The organism is Rhabdochromatium marinum (assembly GCF_016583795.1).
Taxonomy (GTDB): Bacteria; Pseudomonadota; Gammaproteobacteria; order Chromatiales; family Chromatiaceae; genus Rhabdochromatium; species Rhabdochromatium marinum.
Map to the genome: position 1 here is coordinate 1 of NZ_NRRS01000184.1, position 1030 is coordinate 1030.

A 1030-nucleotide genomic window follows, 5' to 3' on the forward strand; every position below is an offset into this window, starting at 1 on the left:
CATCGGCGCTGTCCTTGGGTTGGGTTGCACCTCCAAGACTACGCCTTTCCCGGACTCCTGCCGCCCCATGCCTCGCGCTGATCACCTACTGAAATTGTTGGTTTTGGACCGAGGGATGATCAAGGCCGAAAAATGGAACTGGAAAGTCCATACAGAAGCCGAAGCATTGATAGACATGATTCAACAAAACCACTCTATAAACAGAGCAGTGAGGATCGAAAGCTAATCGGGTCGCCGGGAGTTTTTCTCCCCCGGCTCCCACAGCACCCCGCATGCGGGTCCGCACGGGGCGCTTCCTCCGGATTGAAAAAGACAACCGTTAATGGCCGCTTTCAACGCTGGTTACACGATGCATCGCCACGATCCTTTCACCCGGTCGGGTGCGGTAAGATCAGTGAGACACTCGTGGCTCACTCGTTGCCGAAGGTTCAGGCCTTCACCCTGTCCCACCCATGACGGTGGGCGTTTGGCTACTAGGCCGTCTGCTGACTTCTGTCTCATCACGCCAAGCGTTGCCGCACGACGCGCTGCCCGAGTCACGGTAGGGTCCGGTGGCGACTCCAGCGCTTTCGCACTGGCCCTCAGTCCGACTCCCCTGGCGACCACAGCCCCCTTAGGGTTCGATGGCGATTCCAGCCCTTTCGCACTGGGCCTCAGTTCGACTCCCATCGGCGCACGAACCGCTCGCGAGACAGATCTCCCCGGATAAGAGCATGAACTTTCAGTGCACAACCGCCGCATTTACCCTATCCCCTGCACCTGATGGGTTTCGTCATCTCGTGCTGACTCACCCGGGGACTGAGCCTTCTATGCGGTTTCTGTCCGTCGGCTCGCACCTTTGCGCTCGGGCTTCCTCCAGACATCCCCTCGCGGGTTTGCCCTGGCCGTCGGCTAGTAGTTATATGTCAAGTCCCGGAAGATTGTAAGGCCGCTTTGAAAACAATTCTGGCTCGCGTTCGTACCATTGTTTTAACGCCTGGATGGGGGCGACATGGCCCAACGCGCGTTGAGGGATCTGTTGGTTGTAGAG

General features: G+C 58.2%; 1 protein-coding gene and 1 pseudogene. One reads left to right on the forward strand and one right to left on the reverse strand.

Features of this window, described 5'->3' with window-relative positions:
* On the forward strand, nucleotides 1–226 hold a 226-nt coding region (locus tag CKO36_RS19445; protein ID WP_207161530.1), incomplete at its 5' end, for a hypothetical protein.
* A gap of 672 nt (nucleotides 227–898) precedes the next feature.
* Here CKO36_RS19445 and CKO36_RS20045 read toward each other — a convergent pair.
* A pseudogene (locus CKO36_RS20045) lies at nucleotides 899–1030 on the reverse strand (IS481 family transposase); the annotation flags it as partial.